Here is a 21262-nt window from a genome sequence, read left to right on the forward strand (position 1 = left end):
GGGAAACACGATTAATCGATCTGGTGAACAATGCGAGAAGGGATTAGGAATCTGTGATACATAATGTAATTTTTTAAAAGGAGGCGACTGACATGACCTACGTTCATGAAGAAATGAAAGATACGATTGGACAACAGCTGAAGCAGATTGAACAGGAGGAGCAGGTACGGATCATCTATGCCTGTGAATCGGGCAGTCGAGCGTGGGGATTTCCTTCACAGGAGAGTGATTATGATGTGCGTTTTCTGTATGTGAGACCGCTGGAATGGTATTTGTCGATTGAGGATAAAAGGGATGTGATCGAACGCCCAATCAGTGATCAGCTCGACATCAATGGTTGGGATCTGCGCAAGGCGTTGAAGCTGTTTCGCAAATCCAATCCACCGTTATTGGAGTGGCTGCAATCCCCCATTCAGTATGATGAACAGTATAACGTGGCACAGCATATCCGTGCGCTGTCGCCGTTAACCTTCTCGCCCAAGTCCTGCATGTATCATTATCTGAATATGGCGAAGGGTAATTTCCGAGATTATTTACAAGGTGAGCGGGTGAAGATCAAAAAGTACTTCTATGTGTTACGTCCCTTACTCGCTTGTGGCTGGATCGAACGTTATAATGCAATGCCACCGATGGCATTTGAAGAGCTGGTGCAAGAACTTGTACCTGCGACTACACCGCTATATACGGAGATTCATGAATTGCTGCGCCGGAAAAGGGCGGGCGAGGAACTGGATCTGGAGCCGCAGTTGCCAGCAATACAAGCTTTTTTGACAGAGAAGATCGAGCATTTTGAACGACTGGCTGGCCAGATGGAGAATGAGCAAATTATTCAAATTGAAGAATTGGACCGGATTTTTCGATTTGCATTGCAAGAGGTATGGGGAACTAATTAGGGCTTGATGACAACGGAAATCGTGAAAGAGAATAGAATTGATCCGAAGGAGGAGAAACGATGCATCTGATCTTGAAAACAAGCGGCGCTGACGCGGGGGTTGTATCCCATCTGTTAGCGAAGAATCCGCTGAATATATATGACCGCGTAGACAAAGGTGTGCGTGTAAGAATGGTGTACACTGCGGCTACAGAGAACGAAACGGAAGTGCTGATTCATGCCGAGCCTGATCCTGTGGATCTGGTCAGAGGAACACCTGATGGATATGACATTACGCAATATATTAACGATCGTGAGTTCGTGACCAGCAGTCTGTTCTGCTCCTACATACGTGCGGCGCTTGGGACGGCCCTGAATGGTAAGCCGAAGGAAGACTATGTGCAATGGGTAGGGCATGGTTTCGAGTTGGAACTGACCTTTGGCCCGGTGGCGTCCGATCTGCCGGATCGGGTTGTGGAGGAATTATTCTCGCCATTAGGATACGCAGTTTCGGTGGAGCGCGGAGAGCTATCGTATTCATTTGATCTGAAAAATAAAAGTACAGTTCGCCATATCATCCTGCGTGGACGTAACACGGTACAACATGCACTACGTCAGCTCTTTCTGCTGATTCCAGTGCTGGATAATTACAAACATTATTTCATCAGTGAAGATGAGATCGATAAAATCAAACGTTATGGTGAAGGGTGGCTTGATGCTCATCCACTGAAAGAACTCATAGTGAAGCGTACGCTACGTTTTGCCGAACTGATTCGGCAGTATGAGCGTCAAGAGGGTGCTTTGTCTGCGTCTTTTGGACAGGAGAGAGGAATAGGTCACACCTCGGAGGCGGTTATTCAGGAGGTTAACGTGGAACATCGAGAAGACGGAGAACAAGAGCAACGTGTGTCCGAGTCTGTTAGCGATGGCAGCCAATCAGAACCTCCTGTGAGGTTAAACGAGTTGCGTTATCGTGCAATCACAGATGTGGTTGCAGCGTTACCAGTGAAACGGAGCATTGTAGATATGGGAGCAGGGGAAGGCAAGCTATCTGCCCGATTGGCGTACATCCCCGGTGTGGAGTCGATTCTGGCCGTTGAACCTTCGGGCCAGTCACGACTTCGGGCCATGGAGCGCTTCGCGAAGCTCGAGGGTCGTTCTGGAGTGGTGGCTATGCCGGAGCCGATCATCGGTTCATTGTTTTATTTTGACGAGCAGATGCAAAACCAGGACGTTATGATTCTGTGCGAAGTGATTGAGCATATTGAGGAATATCGTCTGAACGGAATTATGGATACAATCATGAACGAATATCAGCCAGAAGTGCTGCTAGTCACTACGCCGAACAAGGAATATAACGAAGTGTATGCAATGGAGCAGGAAAGTTTCCGTCACCATGATCATCGCTTTGAATGGACTCGTGCGGAGCTGGCTTCCCGGTGTGAGGAATGGACGCAGCACGGGAACTATGGCTATGAAATTAAGGGTATCGGTGAGCATGTAGAGGGCTATGGACAACCTACCCAACTGGTCATTTTTGAACGGAGAAAGGAGAGTCTATCATGAGTGGAAAAACGGGTTCTAGCGAAACAGTTGGTGTGGGCAGAGGACAGCAGGATCGGAAAAATGGGATGGAGGAAAGACAACGTGAGATTCGTCTACCCCATGCAGGCATTGTCGTTCTCGTCGGCCCATCCAACAGTGGCAAAAGTACGCTTCTGGATCGTCTCGTTGCAGAAAGTGTCATTCGCCGCACGGAAGCCGTCTCATCCGATCAATTCCGCATGATGGTTGGAGATGATGAGTATGTGGATTGGAAACAACGTCCCCGCAGCGAAGCGAATGTGATCTATGCGGAGTATCAGCAAGTATCGGCCAAAGCATTTGAAGCGATGGAAGCGATGCTCGCAACCCGCTGTCGTCTGAACAAGCTGACCTGGGTCGATGCGACACATCTCTATCCCGAGGATCGCGAGCGCCTGATTCAGGTGGCAAGGAAAGCTCATGTGCCTGTAATTGCTGTGGTGCTGGACATCCCGGAAAAAGAACTGCTGGAACGTGATGCCCAGCGGGAGTATCCGCGTGGACGTCCACGGGTGAAACAACAGGTGCAGCAGTTCAAGCGCACATTGCGCTCGATCCGTGAGGATGGCTTCGATGCCAGCTATGTGCTGAAGCAGCCGGATGAGATTACATTTGTCCGCACATCCAATCCGCTGGTGACCGACATGGGTGCAGGTATTGATATCATCGGAGATATTCATGGTTGTTACGATGAAATGATGGAATTAATCGTGCGTCTCGGGTATGTGGACGAGGATGGAACTGGTCTGTACCGTCACCCTGAAGGACGCAAATTGATCTCCGTTGGTGACGTAACGAGCCGTGGGCCAGAATCGTTAAAATGTCTGTTGTTCTGGCAACGACATTGTGCCGCCGAGCTTGCCTACATGATTGACAGTAATCACGGCTGGAAGATCGCGCGTTATCTGGATGGTCGAGACGTTACGTTGAGTCATGGTGACGAACGGGTGGAGATGGAACTGCTACAGTTTGAGCGGGAGCAAGGCCAAGAGACAGCAAAGCGAGTACGTGCAGAGCTAAGGAGCTTTCTGCTTGATGCACCGTCTCATCTGGTCTTTTCCCGCAACGGGGTAAGACAAGTGGTTGTTGCACACGCAGGGATTCGAGATCATTTTATCGGAAAACAGTCCAAACGCATTCAGGATTACTGCCGATATGGCGATGTGGAAGGCACGGATGAGCAGGGGCGGCCTGTGCGCAAGGATTGGTACGTGGATCACAATTCGGGTGAATGCATCGTCTGGGGACATGATCCCCGTCCATATCCTACGATTGTGAATGATACGGTCAACATTGATCAAGGTGTCGTTTTTGGTGGCATGCTCACTGCTTGGCGAATGCCAGAACGTGAGGCAGTCAGCGTTCCGGCGAAGCAGGATTATGCGGGAGATCCAGATAGTCCATTAAAGCGCTGGGAACAGCGGCGTTTTGCTCCACCCAACATACGTAAGTTCAAGGAGGGTTTCACGGTTCAGACAGCATCCAAACTGGATGTGTCTGTGCACGGTGAGGTGGCGAAGACGGCGATTGATACGTTTTCCCATTATACTGTACCGCTGGAAGAACTGATTTACATCCCGCCTACAATGAGTCCTCCGCCAGGTGTATGTTCTGTAGAGGGATATCTGGAGCATCCACAGGATGCGTTCCAATATTATCGCTCACAGGGTGTTACCCGTATGGTTGCCGAGAAAAAACACATGGGCAGCCGGGCCATTTTGCTTCTTTTCCGTGATGAGCAAGCTGCGGTGCAGCGAGTGGGTAGGCCGATGTTGGGGAACATTGTGACCCGGACGGGCCGATCCTTTTTTGACCCTTCGACAGAGCAAGATGTGCTTTCCAGATTACATGCGGACTTGACAGTAGACGGTTATTTTGAGCGTCATCAGACAGAGTTTGTACTGCTCGATGCGGAGATTGTACCTTGGAATCTAAAGGCGCGTGAGCTGATTGCTTCACAATATGCACATGTGGCTGAAGCCTCCATGATGGATCGCTCTACGGTACTGGACAAACTGCGCGAAGCTCAAGCAGCAGGTCGTAACGTAGAGGAGTGGTTGCAGGAAACAGTAGGTAAACTCACTAATTCCCAAACGTTCCGCGATGTATTCCAGAAATACTGCTGGGATGTGGATGATATCGCGGACATTCGGATTGCGCCTTTCCATACACTTGCACATAGCACGGGAGCATTTTGGGAGCAAACACATGAATGGCATATGGAACAAAACCGTGAGTTCGCCCGGATGTCGACCTTGATGATGGAGACGGAATATCGCGTGATCGCAAGTGAGGCAGATGAAACGGATGTCATTCGTTGGTGGGATGAGATTACGGCGGAAGGACATGAGGGGATTGTGATCAAACCCGAAACATTCCGCGCCTGGAATAACAACAAAATCATCCAGCCTGCGATAAAAGTACGAGGACGTGCATATTTGCACATCATCTATGGTATGGATTACCTGGCACCTGAGAATCTGTCCCGACTTCGTAAACGCAAAACGTCCAAAAAAGAACGTCACGCCTTAATGGAGAGTGCTTTGGGCATAGAGGGGATTGAGCGCTTTATACGCAGAGAGCCATTGGAACGAATTCATGAATGCGTGCTGGCGACGCTTTCGCTAGAATCAGAGCGAGTAGACCCGCGTTTGTAAATTTTTAAAGAAAAAGAATAATAAATGATGAAGCAGGTTCGGAGTTTATCCGGCCCTGCTTCTTTTTTTGTATATGAACTTCGTTAAAGCGAACCCTCATCAGGCCATTTTAATTGGCACTGCAACTTTTGACATGATCTGGATCAGTTGGTATGAGCAACGGCGCGAATCTCAATCAGTTGATGAGGGAAGGCCAGACCCGATGTCCCAACCATCGTAACAGCCGGACGATGCGTACCAATGTACTCTTTATACACAGCAACACATGGCTCAAGATGCTCCTGCGGGTGAACCAAAAAAATCTCCAGTTCAGCAATGTTCGACTTGGTCACGTTAAATCCTGCGAGCACGCGATCCAAGTTATCCAATGTCTGGCGAACCTGTGCTTCAATATCATCGACACCAATAAAGTCTCCCTGCATATCATGCGAAAATTGTCCTGCAATGTAGATCGTACCGTTAACACTGTATCCCTGAGCAACGCTGAATGCCTCTTCCCACGGGACACCGTGGTTATAGATTTGAGCTGTAGACATATATGTTCTTCTCCTTTGAATTTCAAGATAAGGTTAGTATAAACGGAGAAAAACGACTTGGGCAGTACGCACTTTCATGACAGTGACTATCCATTAGGATAGTGTAAACACGGTGTTTGTGAGCCTAACGACTCATTCCAGAGAATCTTTATATCAGGATATTTAATTTAGGTATAACTAACTTAAGTCCTATATCCTTCCACTAGAATCTGGGTAATAATTATAGTAGGCAAGTGATTAATGGAATCTCATAACGTAACGATAGGGGGTAACCTGTATGGCATCTGTGATTCTTCTGGTGAAACAGACGGAGGACGATGAGAAGGTTATTTATCGCTTCGGACCGAATGAGCGTAAGATGGGGCTCATTGAGATGAATAAGATCAAGGAAAGTGTGAGGGAACTGGAACCTGTCCAGGTGGATGGGGTAAGCCCGAGTTTTTTCTTTAACCGAGCCGCGCAGCGACTGGTACGATGTTTATTCAGGGAAGGCGGCAAGTTCCCGGAACGAACGACGTTTGAATCATAGTTTCAGCACCGCAAAATAAGTCCACAACCTTGCTCATGGGTCATGGACTTATTTTTCATTTCAGAACGTTTTGGCATAAGAGATCAGTGCCGTTATTGTAATGATGTTAAGCAACGTTGAGATTAGCACCGTCTGGGCTGCAAAATCTGGTTCGTTATCGTATTCTTCCGCGAGAATGGATGCGTTGACACCCGTCGGCATACCGGAAGCGATAATGAGTGCCTGTGCAGCGATACCTTCCAGCCCAAGCAGTAGCACGATCGAAATCCCGATAGCCGGGCCAATCAGGAGACGCAAAAATGTGCTAATATACACATCAAGACGGTACAGTTGAATTGGATATTTTACAATCTGTGCCCCGAGTGTCAACAGTGCCACAGCGACCATACTTTGCTGCGCATAGGTCAGCGGCATGGACAGGAACGTAGGCAAGGGAACCTTCCACATGTGGAACAGAATCCCCAGCAAGAGCGCATATGGAACGGGCATTTTAAGAAATCCAATAATCACCGCACGGTAATTACCTTTGAGCTTCGCGCCCTGAATGGACAACACGCCATAGGTGAATGTCAGTAATGCCTGTAAAGACATGACCAGTGCCTGAATGGAAGAGGCGAGTGGATCGCCGCGGAATACCAGTGCATTGATGGGCAGACCATAGTTGCCTGCGTTATCCAGCATAATACTGTTGTTGAAAGCAGCCTTCATGCCTTTATTCATCCGAAGCGAGCGCGCAAATACAGAACCTACAATATAGAGAATCAATACATATATCGCGTAAAAGAGTGTCACGGTCCCAAGCAGTTCGCCGGACATATCCGAGTGGTACATGCTCATAAAGACGGCTGCGGGGGTAATACAATAGAAATTGATTTTGGCGAGTGTGTACAAGTCCAGCTTGAACACCTTTTGCATCCAGGACCCGACGGCGATCAAGAGAAAGACGGGCAGGACGACTTCAAGCATGATGTCTGCAATCATTAGTTCAGCTTCCTTTTTCATGAAAATTTCAATCCGATTTCGAAAATGCTTTGCTTATTATATCATTTTATACACACACGAAAGATGTAATTAGCTAAAAAAGATAAGGGGGCTTCCCATCATGATTCCAGATCATCTGGATGTTGGTTTATCGATATTGTTTATTGGTTTCAATCCGAGCATTACGTCTGGAGAGACGGGCCATCATTATGCTTACAAAGGAAACCGGTTCTGGCGTATTCTTGAACGTTCGGGATTAACCCCACGTTTATATGATGCACAGGAGGATGGAGAGTTGCTGAAGCTGGGGTACGGATTCACAAATATCGTGGCCCGGCCCACCAGAGGTATGGAAGATATTACGAAGGAAGAGTATGCAGAAGGACGCCAGATTTTGCGGCAAAAGCTGGAGAAATACCGACCGGACATCGCCTGTTTTGTCGGAAAAGGAGTGTACACCCAGTACAGCAAACGTGCCAAAGTGCAATGGGGATTCCAAGACGACCCGGTCGTCAAGGAGATTCAGGAGTTCGTTGCTCCCTCGTCCAGTGGACTCGTGCGCATGTCGATGGATGAGATTGTGGCGATCTATTCCCAGCTTGCTGATTTTGTCACGGAGAAGAACAGGGAAGATTAAGAGGCAAGTACGCAGAGTTCACCCAGTCGGCTTCGCCGATAAGGGCGAATTCTTTTTTTTTGGATAAAGTGAGAGGTTTCGGGAACGGCTTCCGTCTATATAGTACAGAACCATGCATGGAAGCTGTAGAGAAGGGGGATTACATGACTCAACAGATACCGGAGGAGGAGCTTATTCAGCGCATTGTTGCAGGGGATAAGCAGTTGTTCTCTGTGCTTGTGGATCGATATAAAAATAAAGTCTACGGCATCATGCGCGGAATGGGCGCGAGTCATCCGGATGCACAGGATCTCGCTCAGGATACGTTTATTCGCATCTATCGTTATCTCCCATCGCGGCGGGAGGGAAGCAGTTTCTCGTCGTGGGTATACACCATTGCGGTGAATCGGATGCGGGATTTTATACGGGAAAAGAAACCCGTCATGTCTCCGGTCGATCAGGGGATCGAACCTGTCAGTAATGAAACACCGGAAAAACGTGTGCTGCATAAAGAGATGCAGCGTGAAATATATCGACAGCTAGAACAGTTACCGGAATCATATCGCCTGGTGTTATTACTGAAGTACACAAACGAGTTGAGCTATGAAGAGATTGCAGACATTACAGGCATGAGTTCAACCAAAGTGCGTAACGCCCTTTATCGCGGGAAAAAAACGCTAAGGAAGCAAATGGAACGCAAAGGAGGTTTAGCTACGTATGAAGCCTATTTCAAGGGATGAAGATCGGTTATGGGAGGAGCACCTGTACCGTGAGGAGCCGGACGCAGATTTTACGCTTAAGGTCATGCAGAAGCTGGATGGCGTGTCTATGGAAAGTGGAGAAGATCAGTATCCATTCGTGAAAAAATCCATGAGAGCGCATTGGATGCGTCGGACTGGAATTGCTGCAGCGGCAGTTGTAATACTTGCCGGAGGGGCCTGGTTTGCTTTTGACCGAACAGCAGAGCCAGCACAACCCGCGGTAAATGCTGTAGATCGTCTGCCATTGCCTAACATACCTGTGCCTGAAGCATTGAAATATTCCTATTTTGCGGATGATTATAAACGTCTTAAACCTCTTGGACTTGTGGTTAATCCGGATATCAATATCAATGACCAGGGCTACACGCTTAAAATTGAAGACGTGCTTGTAGACCGATCTCATATGGTAATGACCATGCAACAAACAACACCTGATGGATTAGGGGTATCACGGTTTCTGCCTGATTTGGGGAGAATTCATGTTACGGATGAAGAGGGGCGACAGGTTGCCACTCTTGCAAGAGATGCAAGAACAAAGGGCCCTCTAACTGAACGATTGTTATTCCAGTTTCATGATGAAATTCCGGATCAAGTGGTCGTGCGGGGTGAACTGCGTAATTTAAATGTGGGCAGATATTATGATTACGAGAAGAAATCCTACGAAGATAGAGATGTTACGGTGGATTGGAGCTTCAAATTCAAGATCGATATGACCAAAGCCAAATCATTGGCTGTTGAAAATTCTATGGATAACACATATACGACGCCAGAAGGACTAAAGCTTGATATGACACAGCTTGTACGCACGCCAAACGGAACCCGGCTTGACCTGAATGTGAGTCTGGATGATGAACTTCGTGCCAAAGTTGATGAGAATTGGGCGAGCTATATGAGTATCATCTACCATCTTGAGATTCCTGAAACAAATGAATATCGAATTTTCAATGGAATAAGACCAGATGCCCGTCAAGCCAAGTTCCAGCTCCAAGATCAGAGTGACTTAAGAAATGGTGGGCCGTTGAAGTTGTCAGAGACATGGGACCCTGCGTTGGTAACGGTAGATGCGAAGAACATTCGCTTTGTTCTGGATGGTTACACCCTGCCGGTGAAAGAAGAGAAATCAGTGGAAGTTGATCTGGAGAAGAGGCGTAAGGACACGAATTTTTATACTTTTGCAGAATTTGAACAGCTTGGAGATAAAATATTATTCTATGATTTTGAGTACGAGCCACTGATGGAATCGTATGATCCTCCGAAGATTGATGTAAAGGAAGGGTATTCACTAGTTCTGAAGGGGAGTGGGACGTTCCGAAATGCTTTCATGGGTGATCGCTGGGTTGCAGTAGATTCGGATGGAAAAGAGTATCCTGTTGAAGTGAACGGTTATCCAGATCAACCTAATAATAACGGTGAATACGTTGAAGATGATCTGCAATTAAAAATTCGGGGGTTTAACGAAGAAAAGGGTACAAAATTCACTTTGAAAAGAACCGTAGTCAATAGAGAGTATCGCGATGTGAATTGGGAAGTGGATCTTCCGTCGTACGATAGCCTGCCTTGGCTGAAATAACCAGTAGTGCAATTCTCAGACATAAAGTAAATGAAGCTTCGAATGGATGTATAAGGATGGGTGGATGGATCAGTAGATTTAAGTGTAAATGTACAGGAATATAAGGATATAAGCCTAATATACGAAAAGGCCCTGCATAATGGTATGTGGGGCCTCTTTTGTATGTTACCAGATTTACGGCGAAGGCAAGTATCTAACGAATTCATCTTCAGAAGAGAACAGTACCCTTTCCGAATTATGCCGATTCCCTTGGAATCAACGTGGTCGATAACATAACCGTTTCTTTTGGTGTCCCCGGGCGTTCAATCCGGCGTTGCAAAGCCTCGACGGCTCGCTGTCCAAGCTCCTCTTTGCACAGGTTAACCGTGGTCAGTGGTGGGGAGGACGTAACGGCAGAATGTACATTGTCGATACCAATGACAAGGCAATCTTTAGGCGTGGAGATGCCCATCTCCTGTAATTTGTGCATCCATTGCAAAGCAATATCATCATTAACACCAATCCAGGCATCGGGACGTTTGTCATCTGGCATGTTTTGAATGGTGGTAGCCAATTGGTTAACCCATTCGCCGTTCTCATACGGAATGTTCCATTCTCTGAAGCTGGTCGTATGACTGGTGTCCACATGGAAATGGTTCAAAGCCAACTCAATCCCGATCTTCCGCTGGGCGAAGCTCGCAGCACGACCATCATCTGTGATGAGGCCGATCCTTCGGCAATTCATAGACATTAGATATCTAGCCACGGTGATGCCAGCTTCCAGATTATCATGGCTGATCGTATCACAATTCAGCAATGGCTCCTGATGATCTACGAGAATAATAGGCCGACCCGTCTGAGAGAGTCGTTGCAGAACCGTATGAGGGAAAGCCCCCATGACAATAATCCCGGCACAACGTTCCCAGTCCAAGTGAGGAGCAATAGCTTTTTCGGGAGAGGTGTTCTCGTCCGTCACTCCGAGTGAGGGAGATACAATGGCATGATGCCAACCACGCTCATTACAGGCGGAGATCATGCCTGACAGAACACGTTGCCAGTAGTGAGGTTCACCGCGGTTGAGCTGATTCATGCATATGAGAACAAACGGGGGATCGGACAGATCCGTATGGTTTGCGGCGGTAGGACTGTTGGTAGCCCCCGGGGTACTTTGGCGATATCCCAAAGCCCGAGCGAGTTCAAGTACTCGTGCACGTGTTGCTTCACTAACGCCTGTCTTGCCACTGAGTGCGCGGGAAACGGCATATTTGGATAATCCGAGCTGGTCAGCCAGCGTCTGAATGGATACTTTGCGTGACATATCATTACTCCTTCATTTGACGATCATCTTCTGACACAGTACACTTACAAATAATAATGTTATTATAATTTATCATAACAAAAATAACAATAGTGTGAGAGTGTTAGGCTTAATCTAAACCAATTTGCTAAACTTCAATTCAAAGGAGACAACATCTATGGAACAGTTCAGATTACCGAAAATCTCTATGCCACAACTGGAATTGCCACAAGCTGTGCAGGATATTCTGACTGAGGCGGACGAGCGTTTGCAACATCGACCGAGATTGCTGGCTCAGTTTCGCAATTGTTTTCCGAATACGCTGGAAACGACCACGAAGCTACTGGAGGATGGGACAACCTTTGTGATTACAGGGGATATTCCCGCCATGTGGTTAAGGGATTCCGTAGAGCAGGTCATGCATTATGTTCCACTTGCGAAGGATGATGAGAAGTTGCAGCGTATTATCGGAGGCCTGATCAAACGGCATACGTTCTACGCTGATAAGGATATCTATGCCAATGCATTCAATGAAACGGCGAATGGATGGCATTGGGATGCTAATGATGAGACGGAGATGTCACCCTGGGTGTGGGAACGGAAGTTTGAGCTGGATTCTCTTTGTTTTTCCATGAAGCTGGCTTATACATATTGGCGGGAGACGGAACTTACGGATATATTCGATGAGTGCTTCAAGAAAGTGATGGAGAATATCGTACAACTATGGGAGACAGAACAGCATCACACAGAGCAATCACCTTACCGGTTCATGCGTCGCAATTGTCCAGCCCATGATACGCTGCGAAATGAAGGATCGGGTATGCCTGTGAATTACACGGGCATGATCTGGTCCGGATTTCGTCCGAGTGATGATGCCTGTGATTTTCATTATAATATTCCGGCGAACATGTTCGCTGCGGTAACCTTGCGCCAGATGGGAGAGATCGCGAAGTGGGTGTTCCGCGATGAACAACTGGTAAACCGGATGGCTCGTTTGGAAGAAGAAATACGACACGGTATCTCCCTGTACGGTACTTATCGTCATCCAGAGTATGGGCAGATTTATGCCTATGAGACGGACGGTTACGGCAACTTTTGTCTGATGGATGATGCGGGCACGCCTGGACTGATGTCTATACCATATATGGAGTATGCTTCGATTGAAGACAGGGTGTATCAGAACACACGGCGATTCATTTTGAGTAAGGAAAATCCGTTCTATTATGAAGGGCGGGTAGCCAAAGGTATTGGTAGCCCCCATACCCCTCCGGGATATATCTGGCACATGGCGCTATCCATGCAGGGTCTGACTGCAGACAATGACGAGGAAATACTGGCGATGATTGAACTACTGGAGAACACGGATGCGGATACGGGATATATGCACGAGGGTTTCCACGTCGATGATCCCAACACGTTCACCAGACCATGGTTTGCTTGGTCCAACAGCCTGTTCTCGCAACTGGTGTATAAGGCAATGAAAAAAGGAATTTTATAAAATGATGTAAAATGAGATTGTACTCTCCGTTTTCTTGTGTGTCAGTTTATATATAGGGATAGTGCAAATGAAGCCCGCGTTGCAGGAAGACTGCAGTGCGGGCTTTATTTATTTTTTACCTGTGTTGTAATCGATCCACTGATCTAAGTTAGTCTTAGTGAAAATGAGTTTACCGTTCAAATTAGCATAAGGTATAAACTGATATGTGTCATAAACTGATGATGTATTCTGTTTCCGATCAATATCTTTATTTATGATATCATCCAACTCAGATACAGAGAGCCGTAAATATTCAGCCGCATCTTCTTTCGTTAACATAGTGGAATTTACTGAAGTTTGAATTGTCGGTAGATTTTCTGATTTCTGTTCAGAGGTAAAATAGCTGTTAACGAAGCTGCTTAGAATCAATGAAACGCCAATGATTAATGAGGGGACAATTAGCTTCGAATCCTTAAACATATGTATCACTCCTTTGTAGTTATAGGTTTATTATACATTTATTTATTTTTTTTGTAAAAATAAAGAAGGATAAATAAGTTTTTTGTCGTATATTAGTGTTGTATACCAAAAAAATACATGGGAAAGAAGGATTTAAATTGAAAAAAATTACATCGGTGTTATTATCTTTATCCACAGCTTTAACTATTCTAGTACCTGCGGCTTCTGCAGAAAGTGAGTTTGGCAATGAGATTCAATTAAACCCTAATCCGATAGTTGATGTGACGACCCCGAGTACTGAATTTATAGTTAGTCAAGACTTGGATGGTAATAAGAAGTATGAGACGCCTGGCAACCCGAATGCTACATATGAATTTGTTGATCCTAAGCTTGTAAGAAAAAACAATAGTGAGATCACACCACAAGCAGGTGATCGTCGTATTTATGTGAAATCAGGTTATTCTGTAAGTAAATCCGTAATTACTGGTTACTCTGTAGGGCCCATTGAACAACAAACTCTTTTGATAAGTGTCCCAAAGGGTAAAACTTCATCAAAGACTTCTAAATCATCTGTAAGTGGTACGGTGAAGTTTTCTGCAAAAGCTGATATAGGCATTAAATACGTAGTCAATCAGAGTCTGACAGGCGAGGCAAGCGGTACAATTTCTAAAGAATGGGGTACTACTGAGGTATACTCTGGCCCCCCTGAAAGTTCTGCTTTCAATACAAGAAACTATTATGCAGCTATGAACTACGATCAATATAATATTGTAGTAGTAAAATATGATTACTATGATGAATATGTTGGAACAGTATTCCAAGGAAGAGTTGCTGAAAATGCTGGTTACACCTATTTAAATGGTACTAAAAAGCCAATTGTTATCGAATATCCAGTAGATGTGAAATACTAATTGAATTAACCTCAAGAATCCCTTGCAGCTATTTGCTGGCAAGGGATTCTTTTATTGCTATGTAAAGTTAACGGGTGGGTTTGACTAGTGATGAACCCTCTTCGTTTCTTAATTGTAATATGCACTCATAATGTGATGGAGGGGCATAGTATTTTTACACATTCCCCGTTCTCATCAGATCGGCGATGAACACTTTCTGGCCTGTGCGTGCGCTTTCCAAGGATGCGAGGACCATGGCCATGCTAAACTGGTTATCGCTGCAATCGGTCTCAGGTAGTCGTCCGGATTCCAGTGCGGCGAACATGTCTTCGAGACAGCCGTGATGTCCTGTTTTGTCCATGACAGGCAGTTCCGCTTCAATTCGCTCACTTGACTGGAAAAAGGATGGTTTGCCGTCAGCATCCAGGCTTTGCGCAGTAACTACTTCAGCATAGATGTCATCGTGACCATCCCAGATGGCGGTTCCTTTTTCACCGATTACGCGCCAACTTGCTTCCCATGATGTGGGTACGCCTTCTGCGCACCAGGATCCGCGATAGTTGAATACGGACCCGTCAGACATCTCAAATATACATAACGCCATCGCATTGCCCTGATACCATGAACCTGGAGGATTGAACTCATGGCAGTATACCGAGACCGGGTTAGCTCCGAGAATATACCGTGCCTGATCAAACGTATGTATTGCCATATCGAGCAGCAGCGGACTATCCATCAGATCCCGGAATCCGCTGAAGTGTGGCCCGAGGAAGAAGTCGGCTCCTGCGTAACCTACCTGTCCTATAGCCCCGCCGGAAATGAGGTGCTGGTAGGCGCGGATACGCGGATCGAAACGACGATTCTGCATGACGGCTTGAATGTGTCCTGTGCTGCGAGCGGTTTGCACAATGTCTGTGCATTCGGAGAAGGACTCTGCTAGTGGTTTCTCGCCAAATACATGACATCCTTCCTTCAGCGCTGTCATGGCAATGCCGTAATGACTCGCCGGAATCGTGACATCGAATACGATATTCGCGCCAGTAGCTTGAATGCCTTCACGGATATCGGTGAACGTAGGGCAGGTGAGGCCGTGTCTTGTAGCAAAAGCAAGGGCTGTCTGTTCATACAGATCAACCAGCCCGACGATTTCTGTATCCGGCCTTTGCAAGGCATAGTCCGCCCACGTGTTTGCCATGGCACCGCAGCCAGCGATAATTACCCGATAAGGATGACTCATCAGCTCATCTCCTTCGTATGGATTGTGTTGTGTAGTACTTTATACCGGATTGGGCACAAAATCGCCGCCGCGGCATTGTTTCAAATATCGTAATGCATGTACCTGTCCTGTCATTTCGAGTTCGTCTTTGTAGACGGGATCATGCCAGCCTTCGATATCAATCGTGCCCTGATAACCGTTCTGACGCAGAATGGTGATGATGTCTGCCCAGTTGTTATCCCCGAAGCCGGGTGTGCGGTGCCAGACAAATTCACGTGGACCGTGTACGCCGTATTCCTTGACAATATCCCAGGCAATCGTGGCATCTTTGCCATGTACGTGGAAGACTTTATGAGCCCATTTGCGTAGCTGTGGAATAGGATCAATCAGGCTGGACATTTGATGGCAAGGCTCCCATTCCAGGCCTACATTTTCATCCGGAACAGCATCAAACATCATCTCCCAGGCCGTTGGGTTATGGGCAATGTTCCAGTCGCCTGTCTGCCAGGTTCCTCCCATATCACAGTTTTCAAAAGCAATCCGTACACCCCGGTCTGCTGCCCGGCGTGCCAGTTCACCAAATACTTCCTTGAACCGGGGGATGGACTCATTAATGGGTTGATCGGTTAGACGTCCGGTAAATCCGGAGACGATATCTGCACCGAAGAGCTGTGCGTGATCGATCACTCGCTCCCAGCTCGCCAATGTATCGGCGTTGTCTCCGGCTCCGGTGAGCGGATTACCAAATACACTCACCGCGGAGATGACAATGCCTTGTTCGTCCACGATTTCACGGACACGTTTGGCTGTCTCGGCCAGGTCCAGATCGCCTGTCGTTTGCCAGAATGTCAGGTTAAATGATTCGAAGCCGTGTTGCATGATCTGCGGGATAACGCGGACGGCGTCCTGCCCGCCTACAAGGGTACCGATGCGTAATGATTTATTCATGGTTGTAATTCACTCCAATATTGGCTTATAGTACTTCGTGACACTCATTATAGCCGTGGATTAACGGGATGGCTCTAAACAATCTTGTGTATTAATAGTCGGATCTTGTGAAGAGGGGGAAGAAGTCGTGCTGGATCTGAAAGCGCTTCACGAAAATACCCGAATTGACCATAAATCACATCCATTTCAGCTGTTCCAAAATCGGTGTTCAGATATGAAAGCTGAAGAATGTATTCTGTATTTGCATTGGCATGAACATTTTGAACTGATTATTATGCGTAAGGGCAGTGCGCTTTTTCATATTGATAGCAAACCTTATATAGTTCGAGCAGGTGAGGTCATCATCATTCCTGGAGGTACATTGCATGTTGGATATGCTCTGGATGACGGGGATGTGCATTATGATTCCGTTGTGGTCAACCGTGCACTGTTCCATGATTTCACTCATGATCCTGTGCATGAGCAATATGTCGCGCCGTATTTGGAAGGAAGAGTGAGATTTCCGGTCAAACCGGCAGAGGAAAACACAGCCTGCACAGGCTATTATTCTTTATTGAATGAAGCTGTGGAGGAAATGGCGTTACAGCCCCCGGCTTATCAGCTCGTGGTGAAATCCAAGCTGCATGCCTTGTTCACCCTGCTTGCGCGAACCTTTATGCCGCAGCAGCTACCGGATAAAACGGTCGGATCGTATTTTCCCAACCGCGAACGTTTCAAACAGTTGATCGCACAGATTGAAGCGGACCCCACAGGTAAGATGTCTGTTACGGAAGCGGCAAGTCATGTGGGATTGAATGCGTATCACTTCTGCAAAATGTTCAAAAAGCTGACCGGACGTACCTTTGTGGAATACGTGAACGGGTGCAGGATGAGTGAAGCAGAGCAGCTGCTGCAAGGCAGCAGTCTGACCATTACGGAGATCGCAGCCAGAGTCGGCTGCGACAATGCCAACTATTTTACGAAGTTATACAAACAATACAAGGGCATGACCCCCTCGCAGGGACGTGGAAGAAAAGAAGGTTGAGCACGACCAGTTTACCAGTAGTCTCGAATAAAAGGTCCATAACGAAGGTTGTAGACAAGTGCAACTCACAATCACAAAAGTAAGCAGAAGCAGAGCGCACAGCAGTGACTACCATAACAGTCAGCACACACACACATACACACATACACATACGTATACGCACCTTCACAAAAAACCACCCGGATAAAGGCCATTTCAAGGCTATTATCCGGGCGGTTTGGTTTCAATAAAAACAACAAGACAATCCTCTACTGTGTACAACGTACTCATTTCATAAATCTGGAGAACAGACGATTCGCCTTTTTGGAGAGATCGTCCATTTTGATGTTGGCATGATCGAACTGATTATATCCCCATTTGATCGTTTGCAGCATGCGTGGAGATATGGGCGTTCCTTTGATCCGTGGATAGATGTTGTGATAAGCCCAGACAAGATGCTCCCAGCGATTGTCATTGCCGTCCTGAACATACTCGGATACGTCAATCACTTTCCCGCGTCCGTTCTGGAGAATTACATTTTTCAGATGAATGTCGCGAGGGTTCAACCCGCGGCTGCGAACGGCTTCTCGCGCTGCGTCCACATCGAGCATCACCTGCTCGGGGACGGGGATTCCCTTTTCCAAACATTCTAGCAGTGTATCCCCGGGTTCAAAACTGATCACGAGTACATTCCGGCCGCTGCCGTAATAGGTAGGGAAGTATGGCAGACCTTTGAGCTGCTCGTATACCTGTTTTTCATTTTCGAGTTTGTCCAAGGCATGATCCGAGTACATCTTGAAGGCATACTGCGGCAAGCCGTCATACGTAAATACAGCCGCATCCGTACCTGTGCCAATGCAATTCAATCCTTCTACATCGCCGATGATGTTCACGAGCTCATTCCGGTCGCTTCCGATGACTTGGATATGTTGTAATGCTTCTTCCGCCTGGAACCAATCCGGTCGATTCATGGGTGGTGCCCCCTTTTAGGATATGCCTGTACAATTTTTTTCATATAATCATTTTCTAGCGAACCGAGTAAGTCTTATTTCACGTAAACTAGCAGATCTGAAAATGTAACGAATCAGAGACACGTTATTGGCTCATAGCTTGCAGTATACACGTTCTACAACCAAAATAAGACTAATTAGCGTGTCTGGAGTTCGTTAGATTCCGTAAAACCTCGTGATCCACGTGATAAGGTGTGTGAGATTCGTTAGCGCCGGGCCCACACTGGCCCCGGGCTGGACCCGTACAAGCATCCCGGTTCCGGATTCGCTGCCCTCTATAGAGTATATTAAGCGTTCTGCTCCGCAATTTCATCTTTTGGTGATGTTACTATATAAACGATACGGATCGAATCGGAAACGGTTGCGTCAGAAGAAAATAACGGAAGCATGCTTGCGGCAATGTTGCCCGGGCTTTATACTGTGAGCATTAAGGGATCTCATGCAGATCCGGCATACAGAAAGGCAGAATACCTTATGGCACAATACCCGCAATGGTCTTATTCGCAGTCGCGGGCGAGTATGTTCGATGAGTGCCTGCGCAAATATTATTATCATTATTACGGTGCCCATAACGGCTGGAAGACAGACTCTGCTGATGAGATGCAGGTTCGTCTGTACCGTCTGAAGCAGCTCAGCAATCTGTATCTTGTCTTCGGGGACCTCGCGCATCGGATGTGTGAGTCGGCGGTACGCAGCAGGGAAGAGGGCAAAGATAAACCGCGTGAACACTTCCTGGAACAGACCATACGCAAGCTGCTGAATCAGGCGTATGTGGAATCCATGGATGTGGATCAGTGGCGGCTGAACCCCAAGAATCGCGCGATGCTGTCCGAGATCTATTATGGGGATGATACGTTGAATGACCGGATTGCCACGATTAAGGAACGTGCTTCGGCCTGTGTCAGCAACCTGTACCAGACGCTTACGTGGGAGGACTTGTCCCGGGCAAGTACGGACATTCTGGAGATTGAGAAATGGGATACGATGATGCTGCACGATACGCGTGTGTATGTGAAGATGGATTTATTGTATCGGCGCAGTAACGGCAATATTGTCATAGTGGACTGGAAGACGGGCAAGGAAGATGACTTCTCCGATCAGTTAATGCTGTACGCATCCTATGTGAGAGAGCATTACCGGGTTCCGTTGGAACAGATTGAGCTGCGAGTGGAGTACCTGATAACCGGAAAACACCGAGAGTTTACAGCCACAGAAGAGGATATCCGGAAGGTGGAGGAGAACGTGGGTCGTTACATCGAGGAGATGCGATCCTGTGTTGAGGATGAATACTATAACCGTCCAAAGGACGTCACCTACTTTACAGCGATGCCTTCGCACCGGTCCTGCCGGGATTGCAACTTCCGCGAAGTATGCAGCGAACGGGCGATCTAAAGCTCCAAAACCGGAGGAACCTAAAGGCCTTATACCAACTAATGAGTTATTTCATATGTGAAAAAAATCAAGAAGCGCAAGCCGGGAACATCATCTGCCCGACTTGCGCTTCTATTGCGTTCCACAGGCCTGGCGACAAGGCGCCGGGGTGGAACGATCATATCAAGATTACTGGACGGCGGCGGTATTCTCCAGCGCCTGACCCGCAGGAACATAGGCATGCCCGAGATCCCGGGCAACCGCCTCATACGTGATGTGTCCATTCAGCACGTTGACCGCGCTGCGAATGGACGAACTGCCGCGAATCGCGGCGGCTGCACCGTGGTTGGCCAGCTGCAGCGCATAAGGCATGGTGGCGTTGGTCAGCGCCACCGTGGACGTCCGCGGCACGGCGCCTGGCATGTTCGCCACCGCGTAGTGCACGACGCCGTGTTTCACATAGGTCGGTTCATCGTGGGTTGTGATATGATCAATGGTCTCAACGATCCCGCCCTGATCAATCGCCACATCCACAATGACCGAACCCGGTGCCATCGTCTTCACCACCTGCTCGCTGACAAGCGTTGGCGCCTTGGCGCCCGGAATCAGCACCGCACAGATCAACAGATCTGCCGCGGCAACAGCTGTTGCGATGTTGGACGGGCTGGATACCAGCGTGTGGATCTGATTGCCGAAGATATCATCCAACTGGCGCAGACGATTCAGATTCAGATCAAGGATGGTCACATCGGCGCCAAGACCAATAGCAATTTTGGCTGCATTTGTTCCCACCGTTCCACCACCAATAATGACCACTTTCCCCCGACTGACGCCTGGTACACCGGACAACAGAATGCCCTTGCCACCTTCGGTCTTCTCCAGTAACTGTGCCCCGATCTGGGAGGCCATGCGGCCTGCAACTTCACTCATAGGGGTTAGCAGGGGGAGGGTATTGTTAACCTCCAACGTCTCATACGCAATAGCCGTTACCCGACTTTTAATAAGCGCTTTGGCAAGCTCCGGTTCCGCTGCGAGGTGCAGGTAGGTGAACAGAATTAGTCCCGGACGAAAATATCCATATTCACTGGCAAGCGGTTCTTTCACCTTGATGATCATATCGGCTTCGGTCCACACTGACTTGGCATCAATCTGAATCTCGGCGCCCGCAGCTTGATATTCATGATCCGTGAATCCACTGCCGATCCCCGCGCCTTGTTCAATCAGTACCTGGTGACCGGCTCTGATGAAATCAGCAGCCCCGGCCGGAGTCATTGCTACACGATTCTCATTGTTCTTGATTTCTTTGGGAATTCCGATTCTCATCACCATGCACCTCGTCCATTTATTGGTTGTTAGATTATACTACAAGTTTATGACTTGGATATTCGTTTTGCACCTTACTTGATGTCTAATTTTTAGGAATTGAACTCAACATATTGTCGAAAAAGACTGTTCAGGACATTTGTCCATAGATTATAATGTAAGAAAAAATAACACAAAGAGGGAT

The 21262-nt window shown here is 47.5% G+C and carries 19 protein-coding genes; 11 read left to right on the top strand and 8 right to left on the bottom strand.

The window, feature by feature from the left end:
* Positions 1 to 92: 92 nt before the first annotated feature.
* From MKY66_RS05710 to MKY66_RS05720, 3 genes are all read left to right on the top strand, one after another.
* Positions 93 to 893 carry a nucleotidyltransferase domain-containing protein gene (locus MKY66_RS05710; protein ID WP_076214460.1) on the top strand — a complete coding sequence of 267 codons (801 nt, stop codon included), beginning with the start codon at positions 93 to 95 and terminating at the stop codon, positions 891 to 893.
* Between the two features lie 59 nt (positions 894 to 952).
* Positions 953 to 2437, top strand: coding sequence for a 3' terminal RNA ribose 2'-O-methyltransferase Hen1 (locus MKY66_RS05715; protein ID WP_076214463.1), 1485 nt, complete (start codon positions 953 to 955; stop codon positions 2435 to 2437).
* Between the two features lie 65 nt (positions 2438 to 2502).
* Positions 2503 to 5112, top strand: coding sequence for a polynucleotide kinase-phosphatase (locus MKY66_RS05720; protein WP_076214645.1), 2610 nt, complete (start codon positions 2503 to 2505; stop codon positions 5110 to 5112).
* 143 nt (positions 5113 to 5255) lie between these two features.
* Here MKY66_RS05720 and MKY66_RS05725 read toward each other — a convergent pair whose 3' ends face one another.
* Complete coding sequence (locus MKY66_RS05725; protein ID WP_076214465.1) at positions 5256 to 5648, bottom strand: RidA family protein; 393 nt, start codon at positions 5646 to 5648, stop codon at positions 5256 to 5258.
* A 277-nt stretch (positions 5649 to 5925) separates the two neighbouring features.
* Between MKY66_RS05725 and MKY66_RS05730 the strand changes: the two genes are divergently transcribed.
* Complete coding sequence (locus MKY66_RS05730) at positions 5926 to 6177, top strand: hypothetical protein (RefSeq protein ID WP_047841868.1); 252 nt, start codon at positions 5926 to 5928, stop codon at positions 6175 to 6177.
* A gap of 60 nt (positions 6178 to 6237) precedes the next feature.
* Here MKY66_RS05730 and MKY66_RS05735 read toward each other — a convergent pair whose 3' ends face one another.
* Positions 6238 to 7158 (bottom strand): AEC family transporter, encoded by a 921-nt coding sequence (locus tag MKY66_RS05735; RefSeq protein ID WP_076214468.1) that lies wholly within the window; start codon positions 7156 to 7158, stop codon positions 6238 to 6240.
* 121 nt (positions 7159 to 7279) lie between these two features.
* Between MKY66_RS05735 and MKY66_RS05740 the strand changes: the two genes are divergently transcribed.
* The 3 genes from MKY66_RS05740 to MKY66_RS05750 all read left to right on the top strand — a co-directional run bounded on the left by MKY66_RS05740 (position 7280) and on the right by MKY66_RS05750 (position 10105).
* Positions 7280 to 7795, top strand: coding sequence for a mismatch-specific DNA-glycosylase (locus MKY66_RS05740; RefSeq protein WP_076214471.1), 516 nt, complete (start codon positions 7280 to 7282; stop codon positions 7793 to 7795).
* Between the two features lie 143 nt (positions 7796 to 7938).
* Positions 7939 to 8514, top strand: a complete 576-nt coding sequence (locus MKY66_RS05745) for a sigma-70 family RNA polymerase sigma factor (RefSeq protein WP_062832928.1) — start codon at positions 7939 to 7941, stop codon at positions 8512 to 8514.
* Entirely contained in the window at positions 8492 to 10105 is a 1614-nt protein-coding gene (locus MKY66_RS05750) for a hypothetical protein (RefSeq protein ID WP_076214474.1), read from the top strand. The genes MKY66_RS05745 and MKY66_RS05750 overlap by 23 nt, the downstream gene beginning before the upstream one ends.
* Before the next feature lie 235 nt (positions 10106 to 10340).
* On the opposite strand, the gene MKY66_RS05755 is transcribed toward MKY66_RS05750, so the two are convergent.
* On the bottom strand, positions 10341 to 11402 hold the full coding sequence (locus MKY66_RS05755; RefSeq protein WP_076214476.1) for a LacI family DNA-binding transcriptional regulator: 1062 nt from the start codon (positions 11400 to 11402) through the stop codon (positions 10341 to 10343).
* 157 nt (positions 11403 to 11559) lie between these two features.
* On the opposite strand from MKY66_RS05755, the gene MKY66_RS05760 reads away from it, so the two are divergent.
* A complete protein-coding gene (locus tag MKY66_RS05760; protein WP_076214478.1) occupies positions 11560 to 12879 on the top strand; it encodes a glycoside hydrolase family 125 protein in 1320 nt (439 codons plus the stop codon).
* A 108-nt stretch (positions 12880 to 12987) separates the two neighbouring features.
* On the opposite strand, the gene MKY66_RS05765 is transcribed toward MKY66_RS05760, so the two are convergent.
* Positions 12988 to 13338 carry a helix-turn-helix domain-containing protein gene (locus tag MKY66_RS05765; RefSeq protein ID WP_076214480.1) on the bottom strand — a complete coding sequence of 117 codons (351 nt, stop codon included), beginning with the start codon at positions 13336 to 13338 and terminating at the stop codon, positions 12988 to 12990.
* Between the two features lie 98 nt (positions 13339 to 13436).
* Here MKY66_RS05765 and MKY66_RS05770 point away from each other — a divergent pair, with 98 nt between their 5' ends.
* Positions 13437 to 14228: a hypothetical protein gene (locus MKY66_RS05770; RefSeq protein WP_339807015.1), complete on the top strand. Its 792-nt coding sequence runs from the start codon at positions 13437 to 13439 to the stop codon at positions 14226 to 14228.
* Between the two features lie 154 nt (positions 14229 to 14382).
* On the opposite strand, the gene MKY66_RS05775 is transcribed toward MKY66_RS05770, so the two are convergent.
* Positions 14383 to 15444 carry a Gfo/Idh/MocA family oxidoreductase gene (locus tag MKY66_RS05775; protein ID WP_076214485.1) on the bottom strand — a complete coding sequence of 354 codons (1062 nt, stop codon included), beginning with the start codon at positions 15442 to 15444 and terminating at the stop codon, positions 14383 to 14385.
* A 39-nt stretch (positions 15445 to 15483) separates the two neighbouring features.
* Positions 15484 to 16371: a sugar phosphate isomerase/epimerase gene (locus MKY66_RS05780; protein WP_076214488.1), complete on the bottom strand. Its 888-nt coding sequence runs from the start codon at positions 16369 to 16371 to the stop codon at positions 15484 to 15486.
* A gap of 127 nt (positions 16372 to 16498) precedes the next feature.
* Here MKY66_RS05780 and MKY66_RS05785 point away from each other — a divergent pair, with 127 nt between their 5' ends.
* Positions 16499 to 17395 carry an AraC family transcriptional regulator gene (locus MKY66_RS05785; RefSeq protein ID WP_076214490.1) on the top strand — a complete coding sequence of 299 codons (897 nt, stop codon included), beginning with the start codon at positions 16499 to 16501 and terminating at the stop codon, positions 17393 to 17395.
* A 266-nt stretch (positions 17396 to 17661) separates the two neighbouring features.
* On the opposite strand, the gene MKY66_RS05790 is transcribed toward MKY66_RS05785, so the two are convergent.
* Entirely contained in the window at positions 17662 to 18345 is a 684-nt protein-coding gene (locus MKY66_RS05790) for a serine/threonine protein kinase (protein WP_076214493.1), read from the bottom strand.
* A 513-nt stretch (positions 18346 to 18858) separates the two neighbouring features.
* Between MKY66_RS05790 and MKY66_RS05795 the strand changes: the two genes are divergently transcribed.
* Positions 18859 to 19776, top strand: a complete 918-nt coding sequence (locus tag MKY66_RS05795) for a PD-(D/E)XK nuclease family protein (RefSeq protein WP_076214648.1) — start codon at positions 18859 to 18861, stop codon at positions 19774 to 19776.
* Between the two features lie 168 nt (positions 19777 to 19944).
* Here MKY66_RS05795 and ald read toward each other — a convergent pair whose 3' ends face one another.
* Positions 19945 to 21078: an alanine dehydrogenase gene (ald, locus tag MKY66_RS05800; RefSeq protein WP_076214496.1), complete on the bottom strand. Its 1134-nt coding sequence runs from the start codon at positions 21076 to 21078 to the stop codon at positions 19945 to 19947.
* Positions 21079 to 21262 lie beyond the last annotated feature (184 nt).

Origin of the sequence: Paenibacillus sp. FSL R5-0766 (genome assembly GCF_037971845.1) — a bacterium.
Taxonomy (GTDB): Bacteria; Bacillota; Bacilli; order Paenibacillales; family Paenibacillaceae; genus Paenibacillus.

Bases quoted from the DNA above. Each gene is read 5' to 3' on its own strand.
- MKY66_RS05780 (WP_076214488.1), bottom strand. From the start codon at position 16,371: ATGAATAAATCATTACGCATCGGTACCCTTGTAGGCGGGCAGGACGCC.
- MKY66_RS05750 (WP_076214474.1), top strand. From the start codon at position 8,492: ATGAAGCCTATTTCAAGGGATGAAGATCGGTTATGGGAGGAGCACCTG.
- MKY66_RS05775 (WP_076214485.1), bottom strand. From the start codon at position 15,444: ATGAGTCATCCTTATCGGGTAATTATCGCTGGCTGCGGTGCCATGGCA.
- MKY66_RS05730 (WP_047841868.1), top strand. From the start codon at position 5,926: ATGGCATCTGTGATTCTTCTGGTGAAACAGACGGAGGACGATGAGAAG.
- MKY66_RS05720 (WP_076214645.1), top strand. From the start codon at position 2,503: ATGGAGGAAAGACAACGTGAGATTCGTCTACCCCATGCAGGCATTGTC.
- MKY66_RS05710 (WP_076214460.1), top strand. From the start codon at position 93: ATGACCTACGTTCATGAAGAAATGAAAGATACGATTGGACAACAGCTG.
- MKY66_RS05795 (WP_076214648.1), top strand. From the start codon at position 18,859: ATGGCACAATACCCGCAATGGTCTTATTCGCAGTCGCGGGCGAGTATG.
- MKY66_RS05765 (WP_076214480.1), bottom strand. From the start codon at position 13,338: ATGTTTAAGGATTCGAAGCTAATTGTCCCCTCATTAATCATTGGCGTT.
- MKY66_RS05740 (WP_076214471.1), top strand. From the start codon at position 7,280: ATGATTCCAGATCATCTGGATGTTGGTTTATCGATATTGTTTATTGGT.
- MKY66_RS05760 (WP_076214478.1), top strand. From the start codon at position 11,560: ATGGAACAGTTCAGATTACCGAAAATCTCTATGCCACAACTGGAATTG.
- MKY66_RS05715 (WP_076214463.1), top strand. From the start codon at position 953: ATGCATCTGATCTTGAAAACAAGCGGCGCTGACGCGGGGGTTGTATCC.
- MKY66_RS05725 (WP_076214465.1), bottom strand. From the start codon at position 5,648: ATGTCTACAGCTCAAATCTATAACCACGGTGTCCCGTGGGAAGAGGCA.
- MKY66_RS05755 (WP_076214476.1), bottom strand. From the start codon at position 11,402: ATGTCACGCAAAGTATCCATTCAGACGCTGGCTGACCAGCTCGGATTA.
- MKY66_RS05735 (WP_076214468.1), bottom strand. From the start codon at position 7,158: ATGATTGCAGACATCATGCTTGAAGTCGTCCTGCCCGTCTTTCTCTTG.
- MKY66_RS05745 (WP_062832928.1), top strand. From the start codon at position 7,939: ATGACTCAACAGATACCGGAGGAGGAGCTTATTCAGCGCATTGTTGCA.
- MKY66_RS05790 (WP_076214493.1), bottom strand. From the start codon at position 18,345: ATGAATCGACCGGATTGGTTCCAGGCGGAAGAAGCATTACAACATATC.
- ald (WP_076214496.1), bottom strand. From the start codon at position 21,078: ATGAGAATCGGAATTCCCAAAGAAATCAAGAACAATGAGAATCGTGTA.